At 39.7% G+C, this 14059-nt stretch carries 11 protein-coding genes; 1 reads left to right on the top strand and 10 read right to left on the bottom strand.

What is annotated here, in order from left to right; translation table 11 throughout:
• The first annotated feature begins 833 nt into the window (after window positions 1–833).
• Entirely contained in the window at window positions 834–2681 is a 1848-nt protein-coding gene (locus H5092_RS02930; RefSeq protein WP_002957877.1) for a sodium:proton antiporter, read from the top strand.
• Window positions 2682–2750: 69 nt separating this feature from the next.
• Here H5092_RS02930 and H5092_RS02925 read toward each other — a convergent pair whose 3' ends face one another.
• The 10 genes from H5092_RS02925 to tsaE form a co-directional block, all read right to left on the bottom strand.
• Window positions 2751–3389 carry a tetratricopeptide repeat protein gene (locus H5092_RS02925; protein ID WP_039489024.1) on the bottom strand — a complete coding sequence of 213 codons (639 nt, stop codon included), beginning with the start codon at window positions 3387–3389 and terminating at the stop codon, window positions 2751–2753.
• A gap of 111 nt (window positions 3390–3500) precedes the next feature.
• Window positions 3501–4814, bottom strand: a complete 1314-nt coding sequence (locus H5092_RS02920) for an adenylosuccinate synthase (protein WP_024597266.1) — start codon at window positions 4812–4814, stop codon at window positions 3501–3503.
• A gap of 214 nt (window positions 4815–5028) precedes the next feature.
• Window positions 5029–5907 carry a protease modulator HflC gene (gene hflC, locus H5092_RS02915; RefSeq protein ID WP_002957880.1) on the bottom strand — a complete coding sequence of 293 codons (879 nt, stop codon included), beginning with the start codon at window positions 5905–5907 and terminating at the stop codon, window positions 5029–5031.
• A gap of 5 nt (window positions 5908–5912) precedes the next feature.
• Window positions 5913–7082: an FtsH protease activity modulator HflK gene (hflK, locus tag H5092_RS02910; protein ID WP_002957881.1), complete on the bottom strand. Its 1170-nt coding sequence runs from the start codon at window positions 7080–7082 to the stop codon at window positions 5913–5915.
• Between the two features lie 100 nt (window positions 7083–7182).
• On the bottom strand, window positions 7183–8472 hold the full coding sequence (gene hflX, locus H5092_RS02905) for a ribosome rescue GTPase HflX (RefSeq protein WP_024597267.1): 1290 nt from the start codon (window positions 8470–8472) through the stop codon (window positions 7183–7185).
• Window positions 8473–8487: 15 nt separating this feature from the next.
• Window positions 8488–8751, bottom strand: a complete 264-nt coding sequence (gene hfq / locus H5092_RS02900) for an RNA chaperone Hfq (RefSeq protein WP_024597268.1) — start codon at window positions 8749–8751, stop codon at window positions 8488–8490.
• A gap of 78 nt (window positions 8752–8829) precedes the next feature.
• On the bottom strand, window positions 8830–9747 hold the full coding sequence (gene miaA / locus H5092_RS02895; protein WP_002957884.1) for a tRNA (adenosine(37)-N6)-dimethylallyltransferase MiaA: 918 nt from the start codon (window positions 9745–9747) through the stop codon (window positions 8830–8832).
• Between the two features lie 10 nt (window positions 9748–9757).
• The gene (gene mutL, locus H5092_RS02890) at window positions 9758–11614 is read right to left on the bottom strand and encodes a DNA mismatch repair endonuclease MutL (RefSeq protein ID WP_182732875.1); all 1857 of its coding nucleotides are present in this window, start codon (window positions 11612–11614) and stop codon (window positions 9758–9760) included.
• A gap of 33 nt (window positions 11615–11647) precedes the next feature.
• Window positions 11648–12991, bottom strand: a complete 1344-nt coding sequence (locus H5092_RS02885) for an N-acetylmuramoyl-L-alanine amidase (protein ID WP_138489744.1) — start codon at window positions 12989–12991, stop codon at window positions 11648–11650.
• Window positions 12992–13018: 27 nt separating this feature from the next.
• A complete protein-coding gene (tsaE, locus tag H5092_RS02880) occupies window positions 13019–13486 on the bottom strand; it encodes a tRNA (adenosine(37)-N6)-threonylcarbamoyltransferase complex ATPase subunit type 1 TsaE (protein ID WP_182712012.1) in 468 nt (155 codons plus the stop codon).
• Window positions 13487–14059 lie beyond the last annotated feature (573 nt).

Raw genomic sequence — 14059 nt, 5'->3', positions numbered from 1 at the left:
AATTAGACGAGCTAAAACTAAGTAGCTAGGTTTAAAACATAGCTTCGAATTTGTCTTTCATTTAGGCAACACTTTTTTACACACACGCGAAAACCATATCTAAAACAATAAGCTTAGATTTAAGGTTAAGTATAAAGTAGCAACAACCCAATAATATCGAGCAGCACTAATCAAAAAATTTAAAAGTGTTGTTTATGCATCGCTGTAAAAAGCTGTGTGTGGCTTTTTTATTAACAACATACATAGAGCCTCTAAAGTCTGATACACCAACAGATAGGGTGAAGACCAAAGGACCGAGATTTAACCGCCACGATGGGGGTTAAACATTGAAAGTAATAGTTCAACTCAAACCTTTATTTACTTAAATAATTAAATAAACTTGTTTAGCAAAACCATACCAAGAGTTCGGCAAATGAAATTATATAGTGTTCGAATACTAGTAACACCACTAATTCATGATTATAAAGATTAAAAATGACGTTAAGATTAACAAATCACTTTTACTTCCAATAAACTTCATTAGATAACTAATTATTAGAACACGAAGCATATTACACTAAATACCCCTTAAAAATCAAGGTTAAAATTCGAGCAAAGCTAATTCCTCCTCGTTTGTGGTGTTAGATTGTTATTAAAATTCAACCAATTAAACAATTAATACAGCCTAAAATAAGGCGGCTTAACACGCGCAAAATAATTTAAGCCTACTAATCTTCTATAAGCAGCTAAAATTGATTAGTAATATTTGAATTTCCCGTGTATACCCCTGTATTAATAATTAACAAAAGTTATACTTTCTAAACAAACCGTCATAAATAAGGAATTCTTAATCTATGTCAGCAATTTACATAGCCGGTATCGCACTTTGCTCTGTGCTTGCCCAATGGGTCGCGTGGGCTTTTAGAGTGCCCGCTATTCTTTTCTTATTGCTTACTGGTCTTTTACTTGGGCCATTTAGTGGTGTTTTAGACCCTGATGCATTGTTAGGTGATTTACTGTTTCCAGTTGTATCACTAAGTGTTGCCATCATTTTATTTGAAGGATCCTTAACTCTGCATTTCAGAGAGCTAAAAGGAATCGGAAAAGTTGTAAGAAACCTTTGCTCCATCGGCATGCTTACTACCTGTATTATTATTAGCCTCAGCGCCTATTGGTTGCTTGAACTTAATTGGCGTGTAGCTGCGGTATTAGGTGCAGTGCTAGTTGTAACAGGCCCTACTGTTATAGCACCGCTATTAAACTCAATGCGCCCAACACAAGACATTGACCGCATACTTCGATGGGAAGGTATTGTAATAGACCCGATCGGCGCATTATTCGCTGTATTAGTATTTGAAGCCGTAATGCTGGTAGGCCAAGGCGAAGTATTTAGCCACACTATTATTGCTTTAGTTAAAACCCTAGGTGTTGGATTAAGTATTGGTGTTGCTGCTGGTTGGTTAACAACACTATTAATGCGCCGCGAGTGGCTACCATTTGAATTACATAAGTTTGGTATATTGGCATTAGTACTCATTAGTTTTTCTGTATCAAACTATTTAAGCCATGAATCAGGCCTATTAGCAGTGACTGTATTTGGTATTTGGCTTGCTAACCAAGACGATTTAGAAATAGATTCTGTACTTGAGTTCAAAGAAGACTTGTCGATGATATTAATATCAACGCTGTTTATTTTACTTGCAGCACGCTTACAGCTCTCTGATTTAATGATGCTCGACAGCGATGTATTTATATTTTTAGCTATCGTGCTTTTTGTTGCTCGGCCACTGTGTATTGCTATTTCGACCTTTGGTACTGACTTACCAATGAAGTCTCGTTTGGTACTTGCCTGGATAGCTCCACGCGGTATAGTCGCCGCAGCCGTTGGGTCGGTATTTGCGCTTAGCATGATGGAGTCTGGTGTTGCGGATGCTGAAAAAATGGTACCTCTTATATTTACAGTAATTATAATTACCGTTGTACTACAGAGCTTAACCGCCATTCCTGTCGCCAAGCTATTAGGTGTACGCCAGCCATCGCCAAATACAATATTAATTATTGGTGCAAACCATGTATCGCGTGCAATCGGCCGAGGCTTACAAGAGCAAAACATTCCGGTTCACCTGTCAGATCCTGCATGGGAAAACTGCAGAATGGCACGTATGGATGGTTTAGCTTGTTATTATGGTAACCCGCAATCAGAGCATGCTGAACGCTACTTACCTCTAACAACGATTCGTAGTGTATTAGCATTATCGCCAAATCGTCATCATAATGCGTTAGGTGTTCAATACTTTTCGCATTTACTTAATGAGAAAAATGTATTTTCGCTACGCTCATCAACGTCGCATGCAAAAGCAAATAAAGACAGCGCAACGTTTTTATCTAGACAAATACTGTTTGGAGACGAAGGCTCGTATGCACGTTTAAGCAGTATTATAGCTAAAGGCGGTAAGGTTAGTTCAACACGTATCTCGGATGAGTTTAGCTGGGAACAATACTTAGAAATGAACCCTGAGGCTATCCCTTTATTTATTCTCAAAGGTGATAAAGACAGTGATGACGATACACCAATTAAGCTAAGACCGTTTACAATCAACATGGAAAAACCGCCGCAAGAAGGCGAACGCGTTGTTGCTTTACAGCCGCCTAAAATGTCAGTTTTAAAAGACCCGCAAACAAAGGCTAAAGAAGACAGTTAAATACTTTTACAAACTGTAAAAACTAAAAAACCCTAACTTAAAAAGTTAGGGTTTTGTTTTTAACAGCCATTAAATAGGAAGGCGGGCTCGAGCAACCACACTATCTGGCATTTTTTGCGCTAACTTAGTCAGCGCTCGCTCAATTTTTCTATGAGTCGCTTTATCTGCCACCATAGAATTGAATAGCCAACGATAGGCATCTTCAAAATCACGCGGGCTGCCATAACCATCATTAAATAATTTAACTAAACGTAGCTGTGCTTTTAAATTGCCTTGCGACGAGGCTTCACGCAAATACGTAATTGCCATTGCTTTATCTTGCTGAACTAAGCGACCAGTGTCGTAGTATCGTCCCAATTGCTCTAGCGCTGCCGCTAAGCCTTGCTCAGCTGCTTTTCGCATGTAATACACACCTAACTCTACATTGCGATCAACGCACACGTTATAAGCCAGCATATCGCCGTATAAAAATTGATAAGACGGCAATGCCATTTTATTGGCTCGTGCTTCTATATCTTGCACCAACTGGCAATCATCTGCCTTTACGCGCGCTAAATGCGTATTTTTATTTATTAACGCAATTAGCTCTGATTCTGTATACAGCGGCACAGCAGCAGGGCTTTCTGTAGCTAAGCTGTTGGTTGCAATAAATAAAGACAGCGGTATTAACGAAAGCCTTAGTACGCAATTACGATTAAATAAACGCATATTCACCACTTATATAAATAAACTTATTAAATAATATACAAAGATCGTTCCAAGGTGAATTTTAGACACAAAAAAAGCTGCACGAAGCAGCTTTTTTTAATCTAATGGTAATTACGCAAACGGATTGCGAAGCACCATAGTTTCTACACGGTCAGGACCTGTAGAAATAATATCAATTGGAACACCCGTAATTTCTTCAATACGTTTGATGTAGTCAATCGCAGCTTTTGGTAAACCGTCAAGACTAGTTACACCAACAGTGTTTTCTGACCAACCTGGCATTTCTTCGTATACTGGTGTTACTTTATCGTAACCTTCAGCCGCTAATGGTGTTACGTTAGTAACTGTGCCATCTTCAAGCTTGTAACCAGTACAGATTTTAAGTGTTTCTAAGCCATCTAAAACATCAAGCTTAGTTAAACAAAAACCTGAAATACTGTTGATTTGAACTGCACGGCGCATAGCCACTGCATCTAACCAACCAGTACGACGAAGTCGACCTGTTGTAGCGCCAAACTCATGGCCTTTATCACCTAGGTGCTTACCAACTGGATCTTGTTTATCAAGACCGTCGTAAAGCTCTGTAGGGAAAGGACCTGAACCAACACGTGTCGTGTACGCTTTAATAATACCTAAAACGTAATCAAGGTTTAATGGACCAAAACCTGCACCAGTCGCAACGCCACCAGCGGTAGTGTTTGAAGATGTTACATAAGGGTAAGTACCGTGATCTATATCAAGTAACGTACCTTGTGCACCTTCAAATAAAATGTTTTCGCCTGCTAAACGCGTTTGATCTAAAAGCTCAGTTACATCTACAACCATTGCTTTTAAGATATCAGCAACAGCCATTGCATCATCAAACGTTTTTTGGAAATCTACAGCATCTACTTTGTAGTAGTTAACTAAAGTGAAGTTGTGGTACTCAAGCACTTCTTTTAATTTAGCTGCAAATACTTCAGGATTAAATAAATCGCCTACGCGTAAACCACGACGTGCTACTTTATCTTCGTACGCAGGACCGATTCCACGGCCAGTTGTACCAATAGGCTTATCGCCACGAGCTGTTTCGCGGGCTACATCTAATGCAACATGGAAAGGCAAGATTAGCGGACATGCTTCACTTATTAAAAGACGCTCGCGTACTGGTACGCCGCGCTCTTCAAGCATGCCAATTTCTCTCATTAGCGCTTCTGGTGATAAAACTACACCATTACCAATCACACATTTAACATTGTCACGTAATACACCCGATGGAATAAGGTGTAGAACCGTCTTTTCACCTTCGATAACTAAAGTATGACCCGCATTGTGGCCACCTTGATAACGAACTACTAAAGATGCTTTGTCTGTAAGGAGATCAACTACCTTACCCTTTCCTTCGTCACCCCATTGGGTGCCTAATACAACAACGTTTTTACCCATCGTAAATTCACTTAGAGAAAATTAGGACGAGATTTTACCAGAAAACTAAAGTAAAGATCACCCCTGTTCAGCTTATTTTTTCTGCGGGCAATTGTTATATCCAAATATTGACCAATAACCACATAAATAACAGTGATTTAACGCACTAGTTTGTATTTAACAAAAAGCCCCGCAAATGCGAGGCTTTTTAACTTTTAAATAATTAACGTAAAGTCTATTGAGCTTTAGCGCCTTTCATATATTGGAAGAAGTCGCTATCTGGTGAAAGCACCATAACATCTTGCTTATCTTTAAAAGTCTTTTTGTAAGCTTCAAGTGAACGTACAAAACTAAAGAACTCAGGGTCTTTGTTATACGCATTAGCATAAATGCCTGCAGCATCAGCATCGCCTTGACCACGTACAGAACGTGCATTACGCTCAGCATCAGCAAGCATTACAGTTACTCGACGGTCAACTCCCGCACGAATAGTCTCTGCTTTTTCCTGACCTTCAGAACGGTGCTCTTTTGCAACCGCAGTACGCTCAGCGCGCATACGTTGGTAAATAGAGCTACTCACTTCTTGTGGTAAGTTGATTTGCTTAACACGTACGTCTAGTACTTCAATACCTAGCTCACGTGCACTTTCAGAAGCTTGTACTAACGCTTCTTCCATCAACTCGCTACGCTCACCTGATACAATTTCGCGAATTGTACGTGTACCAAAGTTTGTACGAAGACCATTGTTTACTTTTTGCTTAAGTAGCGTTTCAGCATATTGCTTATCGCCACGAGCACGTAAGTAAAAAGCACTAAAGTCATTAACTCGCCATTTTACAAACGAATCAACAATTAAGTCTTTTTTCTCGCTAGTAACAAAGCGATCTGGCGCACCATCTAGCGTTTGAATACGTGCATCAATACGACGTACTTGGCTAAAAAATGGTACTTTAAATTGTAGGCCTGGGCCATATACAATCGCTTTGTCGTCGCTATCTTTTTGTACTTTACTGAATAACATTACAATTGCTTTTTGCCCTTCAGGTACAACAAATACCGATGAGAAAGACATAACAATGGCAGCTAATAGTATTACTAAACTAAAGTTTTTCATTATGATTATCTCCCATCATTGAAGCGGTCGTTGTTAAAGCGGTCATTGCCACTATTAACAGAGCTATTGCGCGACGTATTAACTTTATTACGTAAGTCTTGAATATCACTTGAACTTGGAAGTGCAACTCGTGTTGCGGTTCCTTGCTTGTCCATGATTTTATCAAGAGGTAAATACATCATGTTATTGCCGCCTTTAACATCAACCAATATTTTAGAACTACTCCCTAACACTTCTTCCATTGCATCAATGTATAAGCGCTCACGAGTAACTTCTTTAGCTGCTTGATATTCAGGTAAAAGCTTTTCAAAGCGAGCTACCTCACCTTGTGCTTCCAATGTAATGCGCTCTTGATAACCTTCCGCTTCTTGAGTCATACGCGTTACTTGACCACGAGCACGCGGTTCAATTTCACGAGCATATGCTTCTGCTTCACGGATGAAACGTTCTTCATCTTCTTGTGCAGCAATTGCATCATCAAATGCATCTTTAACTTCAGTTGGTGGACGAGAGTCTTTAAAGTTCACGTCAGTAACAATTAAACCTAAGTTATATGGTTCGATAATCTTATTAAGCTCATCCCATGTATTTTGACGAACAACCTCACGGCCATTAGTTAATACTTGGTCCATTTTTGCATGGCCCACAACATAACGCAGGGCACTGTCTAGCGCTTCTTCTAAGCTACTATCAGCGTTAGTTACGCTAAATTCATAAAGGTATGGGTCAATAACACGGTATTGCACCTGAAACTCAACGCTCACTACGTTTTCGTCTTCAGTAAGCATAAAACCAGAAGCCGATAATGAACGAACAGCTTCAATATCTACTGGGATTACCGTTTCGATAAAAGTCATTTTCCAACGCAAACCAGGATCAGCAATTCGGTCATATTTACCAAATTGTAGAACCACACCACGCTCGGCTTCTTTAACCGTATAAATACCACTTAACGCCCATACAATAACGGCGATAATAAGTATGAATGAAATACCGGCTCCGCCAAGTCCACCGCCGCTACCATTGCCGGATTTTTTCCCGCCAAATAAGCCGCTGAACTTGTTACTAAACTTGCGGAACACCTCGTCTAAATCAGGTGGGCCTTGATCACGTCCGCCTTTATTATTCCACGGATCTTTGTCATTGCCATTATTACCCGGTTCATTCCAGGCCATAGCTATACTCCATTGTTATCTAAATAAATTAGGAAATTGTGTTAAATCTAACAAATCTACCGCGTTTCTCATACAAAAACCGACATTAAAACGTCAATTTTTAATTACGGTTGATAAAACCAGCAATTTCAGGACCAAATTCTTTAATTAAACGATTCCACTCAACCATTGGCATTCTAACATCTAACAGCCAATTACCTTGCTCATCAAATTGCTCTTCATGCACTGCATTTAAACTGAACAATGCAGCTCTTAAGCGACCATACAATGGCGTAAGAAATAATGTTTCGTTAAACATCTTCTTAGCTAGTAACTCACTGATAGCCTCGCTAAGTAATTCACACCCTTCACCAGTCTGAGCGCTAAGCCATACTCTTATAGGTTGACCTTCGTCATCTCGATCAATACGTGGGCTTACGTTATCCAGCGCATCAATTTTATTATAAATTAATAGCTGTGGTACTTCATCGGCCTCAATTTCTTTAAGCACCGATTGTACTTGTTCAATATTTTCTTGCAGACGTGAGTCTGCGGCATCAATTACATGTAACTGCAAATCAGCTTCGCGAGTTTCAGTAAGCGTTGCTTTAAAAGCAGCAACTAAGTCATGTGGTAGGTGACGAATAAAGCCCACTGTATCAGCTAAGATAACAGGGCCAACATCACCTAACTCAAGCTTACGTAGAGTCGGGTCAAGCGTGGCAAACAACTGATCGGCCGCGTATACATCTGAATTTGTAATTCGATTAAATAATGTAGATTTACCCGCATTGGTATAACCAACTAATGAAACTGTAGGTATTTCGTTGCGAGTACGAGCTCGCCTACCTTGTTCACGTTGCACTGCAACTTTAGCTAAACGTGCACGAATATTTTGAATACGGGCACGAAGTAATCTTCTGTCAGTTTCAAGTTGAGTTTCACCAGGACCACGTAAACCAATCCCGCCTTTTTGACGTTCAAGGTGAGTCCAGCCTCGAATTAATCGAGTCGACATATGGCGAAGTTGAGCCAATTCAACTTGCAGCTTACCCTCGTGGGTACGTGCGCGTTGGGCAAAAATATCAAGAATTAGCGTCGTTCTATCAAGCACACGACATTGACAAACGCGCTCTAAATTACGCTCTTGTGATGGCCTGAGTTGATGATTAAAAATTACGACATCTGCTTTGTGGATTTTGACAATCTCAGCTATTTCTTCTGCTTTACCGGTACCGACGAATAGTTTCGGATGTGGTGCTTGACGGCTGCCTTGCACAACCGCCAAACTACTAACACCAGCAGAAGATACCAACATTTCTAATTCGTGAAGATCTTCACGATCTCCTTCTTTAGGCAAGTCGATATGAACTAAAATTGCCTGTTCGCCGGATTCATAGCGGTCAAACAAACATTATGCTCCTAATTAAAAGTTTCCAGCTTCTGCCTCTTCAGTGTCTTCACTCCCTTGAACTGCTTGGAAGTTAACTGCGCGAGCAGGGACAACTGTAGAAATTGCATGCTTATAAACCATTTGATTTACGGTGTTCTCTAGTAAAATAACAAATTGGTCAAATGACTGAATTTTGCCTTGTAATTTTATGCCATTTACCAAAAAGATTGATACTGGAATGCGCTCACGTCGTAGTGCATTCAAAAATGGGTCTTGTAACGATTGGCCTTTTGCCATGTTATTGTTCCTTCGTTCTAGGTGTTATTATAATTAAGTGGCTGAACTTATTTGATAAAAAACAATATTCAACTACTACTAGCTTAGCGAACTTACTACACGATGCAAGTTTTCTTCGTCGCCTGTTGTTAACCAAGTAACATCAGGCCAACTACGGAGCCACGTTAACTGCCGTTTTGCCAGCTGACGTGTTGCTGCGATGCCACGAAAAACCATTTCATCATGGTTTGTTTCACCCGCAAGGTAATCCCACATTTGTCTATAACCAACACAACGAATAGAAGGCATATTGGGGTGTAAATCCTTACGTAGATATAGGGTCGAAACTTCATTTTCAAACCCCTGATCAATCATTATTTTAAACCTTTCTTCAATTCGGCGGTGTAATTCACTGCGTTCTTGCGGTGCAATCGCAAATTGATGAAAAGTATAAGGTAAAGCCGGCTGTTTTTGCATTTGCAACTCAGTCATGGTCTTACCAGTTAACCTGTAAACCTCTAAAGCTCGATTAATTCTTTGTGAATCATTTTCACTTATTTTTTCGGCTGCTTTTGGGTCAACTTTAACTAATTCTTTATATAAATGAGGCCAGCCAAATTCTTTCGCTTGCGCTTCTAACTCTGCTCTTATCTCTGTATCTGCTTCAGGTAAAGGCGATAAACCATCAATTAAAGATTTGAAGTACAGCATTGTACCTCCAACCAATACAGGCACTTTACCTTGTCTGTGAAATTCGTCAATTTTTTGCACTGCATCGCGCCTAAAATCTGCAACTGAATACGTTTCACTCGGGTCAAGTAGATCAATTAAATGATGCGGAGCTTTGGCTAATTCTTCCGCATCAGGTTTTGCTGTACCAATGTCCATACCTTTATACACTAGCGCTGAATCTACGCTGATTATTTCTGTATTTAAATGCTCGCACAGCGAGATTGCCAATGCTGTTTTACCTGCTGCAGTTGGACCCATTAAAAATATAACTGGTAAATTACTCAACACTGATACCTTAATCTAATTGCTCTAATTGCGTTAAATAGTGATTTAGCTCTATTTTAACTGCTTTTTTACGCAAGCGTTCAATAGTTTGTGGATTATTTTGTAAGCGCATTTGTTGCGCTAAAAATACATTGCTTAAATAAAATCGGGTCGGCACGCATTTCATTTGCCATTCTAACCAATTTTCTATATTTTCAAGTTTTGCTTTACACGCATCAAGTAGCTCACCTACCGCTGCACTTACGTCAAGTAAATATAAACACGCTGGCAATTTTTTAACCATTACAAATTGTTTTTCTATTACAAGTTCAAAACCAAGTAAGGTAAACCACGATTGCTGGGATTCTATAAGTAAGCAATCTTCTTTTTCTAAGTTTACTCGCACTGGTAACAAAAGGGCTTTCCCTTCTAAACTTCCGAACTCTTTAATTTGATTATGCCAATCATCAACTAATGCATATTTAAAATGTGAGCAATACAATTGCTGCTCTTCACTAAAGACACACACTCCTTCACTAACGCTTATAATAGAAACAGCTTTTAAGACATTATCCACAGATACGGACTGGTGTGGTGCTGCAGATATATTGGCTGCATTATCAAAATGCGCGGCGTGTTGCTCACTCACTCCTTGATAAAACGCATTTACGTCATGATGGCTCGTACTTGGTGCAGCACGGTATGCACCGCCAACACTTCTAGTACCTGAGGACGAACTTGAGCTACCAGCACTTCCAGAGTAAGAGGGCTGTAATTGCGATTTAGGGTAATCAAACACTCCTTCGCTTTCTATATTATTAGCACTGCTATGCGTTGACTCAATGAACGCTGGCGTGAGTTCTGCTGCTGTGCTCGCTGATTCGTTAGTGAATTCGCCTTGCAATGGCACTACTACCTGCTTAATAGCTTGCAATATAAAATCATGAATTAACCGCCCTTGATGAAAACGCACTTCATGCTTAGCAGGGTGAACATTTACATCAACCTGTCGCGGGTCAATATCAATATAAATGACAAAACCGGGTAATTCTTGTGTTCCACTTACTTCTTCAAATGCCTGGCGTATAGCATGCAAAATAAGCTTATCGCGCATCATGCGATTATTCACATAAGTGTACTGAGTCGTATTAGCTGAGCCTACAGGTAGCACCCAACCATGCAACTGTAAACCGCCTTCTCCTGATTGAATATGCAAACCTTGCTCGGCAAAGGCCTTGCCTGCAACTTGTGCTACGCGTGTTATAGCCTGAGAGGGATCAGTTTTGGCACGATACTGCCTTACTACTTTTTCGTTGTGAGTTAGTGTAATAGAGACATCAAAGCGACTAAGCGCAATACGCTTTATCAACTCATCAATATGGCTAAATTCAGTTTTTTCGGTGCGTAAAAATTTACGACGTGCTGGAGTATTAAAAAATAAATCTTTTACTTCAATGGTTGTGCCATCGGGATGCGCTACAGGTTTTACTTGAACGGCCATGTCGCGGCCTTCTGCAAAAGCTTGCCAAGCCGCTTCTTGCTCTTTTGGTTTTGAGCTCAGCGTTAAACGCGACACAGAACTAATTGACGCAAGTGCTTCCCCTCTAAAGCCAAGTGAGCAAATGTTTTCAAGGTCATCAAGTGATTTTAATTTACTTGTCGCGTGGCGAGAAAGTGCGAGCGTTAGCTCATCTTTACTTATCCCTGCGCCATTATCACGAATACGAATAAGTTTGTGGCCGCCGCGCTCAATATCAATTTGAATACGCGTTGCGCCAGCATCTAAGCTATTTTCAACAAGCTCTTTTACTACCGACGCTGGGCGCTCAACCACTTCGCCTGCGGCAATTTGGTTGGCTAAACGCGCGGGTAATATTTCAATATTCATGAGACTTCCTAGCAAACATTGCGCTAATAATGACTAACTTTGAGGTATATCGAGCTCTTGCCCAATAAATAAGGTATTAGAACTAAGCTTATTAACTTGTTTTAATTTATTGACTGTAACGCCATAGCGACTCGCTAACATACTTAAAGATTCACCGGGGCGTACTTTATGCTTTGTTGGATATTGCGACTTTAATTTAGCAAATAAAGAATCATCCGGCGGATTTTTCAAATAATAATTTTTAATTGAAGTAAATATAGCTTTAGCTAAACGCTCTTGATGATTAGGACTTTTAAGTAGCTTTTCTTCTCGCGGGTTAGATATAAACCCTGTTTCTACCAAAATAGATGGAATATCTGGTGATTTTAGTACTGCAAGGCTCGCATGCTGGGGATCTTTTTTATGCAGTTTGGCAACCTTACGAAGCTCTTTAACCACTTCGTCAGCTACATTTAAGCCAGTTTTCATAGAGTGGTCCATCGACATATCAAGCAACGCTTGTGCTAGATATTTTTCATTGGCGGCATCTTTCATTACATCAGCAGCGCCACCTAAAAGCTCGGAGTGTTTTTCTTTATCTTCTATCCATTTACCTATTTCTGAATTAGCACGTCTTAATGACAAAACCCACACAGAGGCACCATTTGGCCCAGGGCTTGTAAATGCATCAGCATGAATAGAAACAAAAAAATCTGCCTTTTTTTCACGGGCTCGATTAGTACGGGTATTTAATTTTACAAAATAGTCACCGCTTCGTACCATGCGCGAAATCATGCCACGTTCGCCATCAATCATGCGCTCTAAACGTTTCGCAATTTGCAGTGTAACTGTTTTTTCGTAGGTGCCTGATGGCCCAATTGAACCAGGATCTTCGCCGCCATGCCCCGCATCAATTGCAATAACAATGTCGCGCTCTTGGCTTAGTTGACGGTTTTTAGCGGCTGTTTGAGCAGGAGAAACAACTGTAGTAGCTTGGCTTTTATTGTATAAATCAACAACGAGTCTATTTTTATAAGGGCCTGTAGGTGCGAGGGCAAATACCACTGGCTTTATTGGCGCACTTAATTCAAATACTAAACGTACGCTTTGTTTATTTTTAGGTTTTGAGTAACGTAATTTGCTTACTATTTGATGTTTCGGGGGCACACCTGGCAATGTTTTTAACTCGCTAGTATTTTCTAAATCAATCACTAGGCGGCTAGGGTTTTTAAGCATGAAATAGCTAAAGTCGGGCTTATCATTTAAATCAAATACCACGCGCGTGCTATCTGGAGACGGCCATACACGCACACTATTGATTGTGTTTTTAGCCCATAGCGGCAAGCTTATGGTGATAACCATAAGATAAATAAAAAGTTTAACTACACCTCGGCTCATTGGATAATTACTGCCTTAACTATATTATTATTGATTATTTAGTTTTTCGACAATTGCTATACCGCGCTCACTCGCACTATTTATAACAATTTTACGTTCGTTACCCACATAGCTTAGAGTAATATCTAAATCAGGCACAGGAATAAATTCACCACCCTTTTCAGGCCATTCAACAACACAAATTGCGTCTGCTGAGAAATAATCGCGTATTCCCATGTATTCGAGTTCTTCAGGATCACCTAAGCGGTATAAGTCAAAATGATAAACATTTGCACGCTCAAGCTCATAAGGTTCTACTAGTGTATAGGTCGGGCTTTTAACCTTACCTGTATGGCCAAAGCCTTGCACTACACCTCGTGTAAACGTTGTTTTACCAGCACCTAAATCACCATGTAAATAAATAACCGCACCTTGCTCTATAATATCAGCAACGCGATTACCCATTGTAACCGTGGCAATCTCATCAGTTAAATGAAATTCAAAACTACGCGTCATTATTACCTCAAAAATTCATTCAAAAGCGCATATTTGCTAATCATACCAGAATATTCATTTAAGGCGATAAATTGAGGTTTTAGACATAAAAAAACCAGACAAGCGAATGATTAAGTTATATTTGAATATCTATTTTCGATACCTTAAAACTGTAACATTGAAATAAAGTAAGAGAAAAGTAACGCTACGGCTTATATGCCCATAGCCAGTATTAAAGTTACTGAGATATGTAAGCTTATAATCAAACTTTTATGATTCAGCCACTAGTTCTGATACTAAGAAATATATAGCAACAACGGAGTTGATGACACAAACCAGAAAACTACCCTGCATGCTTTTGTATTTCTGATAAAAAGATAATACCAATTCGCTTAATTAAGTGATCTATTTTGAGGCTGGAAAAACGTGTTGATAGCTAGGCAGAAATTCGCTATTTAGTTGTTCTAAATGAGCATTTTTTAAAGCAGGTAGCGACACGTTTAGCATCACAAAATGATTAAGTATTATTGCGGATTGGTATAAGTCCTAAATGTGTAAACACGTTTCAAGACAAGGCAGTTCCAGAAAACAAAA

Origin of the sequence: Pseudoalteromonas sp. SR41-7, assembly GCF_014163935.1 — a bacterium.
Taxonomy (GTDB): domain Bacteria; phylum Pseudomonadota; class Gammaproteobacteria; order Enterobacterales; family Alteromonadaceae; genus Pseudoalteromonas; species Pseudoalteromonas distincta.
Note: the sequence above shows the minus strand (reverse complement) of the source record. Positions and strands in the feature narration are given on the sequence as shown.

What these genes read in the sequence shown, in the direction of transcription:
- H5092_RS02930 (WP_002957877.1), top strand. Translation starts at nt 834, where the DNA reads ATGTCAGCAATTTACATAGCCGGTATCGCACTTTGCTCTGTGCTTGCC.
- H5092_RS02925 (WP_039489024.1), bottom strand. Translation starts at nt 3,389, where the DNA reads ATGCGTTTATTTAATCGTAATTGCGTACTAAGGCTTTCGTTAATACCG.
- H5092_RS02920 (WP_024597266.1), bottom strand. Translation starts at nt 4,814, where the DNA reads ATGGGTAAAAACGTTGTTGTATTAGGCACCCAATGGGGTGACGAAGGA.
- hflC (WP_002957880.1), bottom strand. Translation starts at nt 5,907, where the DNA reads ATGAAAAACTTTAGTTTAGTAATACTATTAGCTGCCATTGTTATGTCT.
- hflK (WP_002957881.1), bottom strand. Translation starts at nt 7,082, where the DNA reads ATGGCCTGGAATGAACCGGGTAATAATGGCAATGACAAAGATCCGTGG.
- hfq (WP_024597268.1), bottom strand. Translation starts at nt 8,751, where the DNA reads ATGGCAAAAGGCCAATCGTTACAAGACCCATTTTTGAATGCACTACGA.
- mutL (WP_182732875.1), bottom strand. Translation starts at nt 11,614, where the DNA reads ATGAATATTGAAATATTACCCGCGCGTTTAGCCAACCAAATTGCCGCA.
- H5092_RS02885 (WP_138489744.1), bottom strand. Translation starts at nt 12,991, where the DNA reads ATGAGCCGAGGTGTAGTTAAACTTTTTATTTATCTTATGGTTATCACC.
- tsaE (WP_182712012.1), bottom strand. Translation starts at nt 13,486, where the DNA reads ATGACGCGTAGTTTTGAATTTCATTTAACTGATGAGATTGCCACGGTT.